The 2,265-nt window shown below is 67.3% G+C and carries 2 protein-coding genes; one reads left to right on the top strand and one right to left on the bottom strand.

Annotated elements, in window-relative coordinates; translation table 11 throughout:
* Positions 1-637: LacI family DNA-binding transcriptional regulator (locus tag ELR45_RS38240; RefSeq protein ID WP_205856786.1), on the bottom strand; the 637-nt coding region annotated here is incomplete at its 3' end.
* A 168-nt stretch (positions 638-805) separates the two neighbouring features.
* Here ELR45_RS38240 and ELR45_RS17640 point away from each other — a divergent pair.
* Complete coding sequence (locus ELR45_RS17640) at positions 806-2,143, top strand: extracellular solute-binding protein (RefSeq protein WP_129667546.1); 1,338 nt, start codon at positions 806-808, stop codon at positions 2,141-2,143.
* Positions 2,144-2,265: the final 122 nt, after the last annotated feature.

Here is a 2,265-nt window from a genome sequence, read left to right on the forward strand (position 1 = left end):
GGTCGACACCGATACCCGCATCTTCCAACGCCGACCGATAGCCCTGCTCGCGAAGACGAGCCGACTCGAGGTCGACGCGGCCGCCGAGAAAGCCGATGCGAGAGTGGCCGAGCGAGATCAGGTACTCGGTAGCGGCCCGGGCCCCGGCGAGGCTGTCCGAGTCGACGGTCGGGGTCCCGGACGGGCCGGTGTGCGGGTCGACGGCGACGACGGGAATCGTGCCGTGGTCGGTGATCACGGTGGGTGTGACCAGCACCGCGCCGTCGATGAGCGTTCCGGCCAGACGGCTCAGGTAGCGCTGTTCCCAGCCGACGCGGTCGTGCCGCCGGAGACCGCCGGAGTAGGCCATCAGCTCGTAGCCGGTTTCCTCGACCGCCTCGGAGATTCCCTTCAGGAGCTCGGTGGAGAACGGCTCGAACTCAGCGACGAGGATGCCGACGACGTTCGTGCGACGGCTACGGAGGCTCCGCGCCACGATGGACGACTCGTAGCCGAGTTGCTCGATGACCTCCTGGACCCGGAGCTCGGTCTCAGGCGCGACACCGTACCGGCCGTTGATCACCTTCGATACAGTCGCGACCGAGACGCTCGCGGTTCTCGCGACGTCACCGATGGTCACCCTTCCCGTGGGCTGCATGAGGATGACAGTAGCGCGCCGGAGACCCGCAGGCATAATGGCGGAACGTCGTGTTAAATAACGATATCGATACCGTTGTCGATACCGTTATCGACAACGATTGACGACATGCCGCCGCGCTGCCAGACTCTCGCACATTCCGTCACTGACGACCGGAGGGATAGCCAGATGACTCGCAGCACACGGCGGCAGGCCCTGGCGCTGACCGCGGCACTCGCGTTCTTCGCCACAGCCTGCGCCGGACAGAACGACGACTCCGATACCGACGCTCCCGACACCGCGGAGGACGACAGCGCCGGCGATGGGGGCGGCGACAGTGATGAACCTGTCACCATCACGTGGTGGCACAACTCCAACAATTCGCCCGGACGGGAGTACTACGAAGATGTGGCTGCTGACTTCGAAGCGGCCAACCCCCACGTCACGATCGAGATCAACGCGCAGGAACACGAGGACATGGGCACCCGCCTCGACGCGGCGTTCCAGAGCGGCGACGTGCCGGACATCTACATGGAACGTGGCGGCGGCGAACTCGCGGACCACGTCGAAGCCGGCCTGACCAGGGACCTCACCGACGACGTGGCCGACACCATCGAGAACCTCGGCGGATCGGTCGCCGGCTGGCAGGTGGACGACCGCACGTACGCGCTGCCGTTCTCGCTGGGCGTGGTCGGCTTCTGGTACAACACCTCGCTGTTCGAGGAAGCGGGCATCAGCGAGCCGCCGGAGACCCTGGACGACTTTCTCGCCGCGGTCGACGCCCTCAAGGCGGCCGACATCGACCCGATCTCGGTGGGTGCCGGCGATGCGTGGCCGGCCGCGCACTACTGGTACTACGCCGCGCTGCGCCAGTGCTCCCAGGACGTCCTGCAGGATGCGGTCACCAGTCTGGACTTCTCCGATCCCTGCTTCGTGCGAGCCGGTGAGACGCTGCAGTCCATTGTCGAGGCCGAACCGTTCAACCCCGGGTTCCTGACGACGCCGGCGCAGGAAGGCCCGACGTCGGCCTCCGGCCTGCTGGCGACGGAACGGGTGGCCATGGAGTTGGCCGGCCATTGGGAGCCTGGCGTCATGCAAGGCCTGACCGACGATGGCGAGGGTCTTGGCGAGAACACCGCATGGTTCCCGTTCCCACAGGTCCCGGACCAAGAGGGTGACCCGGACGCGGTGCTCGGCGGTGGCGACGCCTGGGCTGTCTCACGGGATGCGCCCGACGTCGCGGTTGAGTTCGTCGACTATCTGCTCTCCGACGAGGTCCAGCAGGGCTTCGCCGAGAACGACATGGGTCTGCCGGTGAACCCGGCGGCAACGGACTCCGTGACCGATCCGGCACTGGCGGGGCTGCTCGATGTGCGTGACAGCTCACCGTTCGTCCAGCTCTACTTCGACACGGCCTTCGGCGAATCCATCGGTGGTGCGATGAACGACGCGATTGCGCTGGCCTTCGCCGGCCAGGCATCGCCAGAGGACATCGTCGACGCCACCCAGGCCGCGGCCGACAACTAAGACGTGGCCACAACGACGACTGGGTCCGCCTCCGCCGGCGATCCCTCCGGTGCGCCGCCGGCGGATCCTGCACCGCCGGCGGCCACACGCCGAGGCGGAGGCCGTAGACCCCGACGCGACTG

Source organism: Phytoactinopolyspora endophytica, assembly GCF_004138495.1.
GTDB classification, from domain to species: domain Bacteria; phylum Actinomycetota; class Actinomycetes; order Jiangellales; family Jiangellaceae; genus Phytoactinopolyspora; species Phytoactinopolyspora endophytica.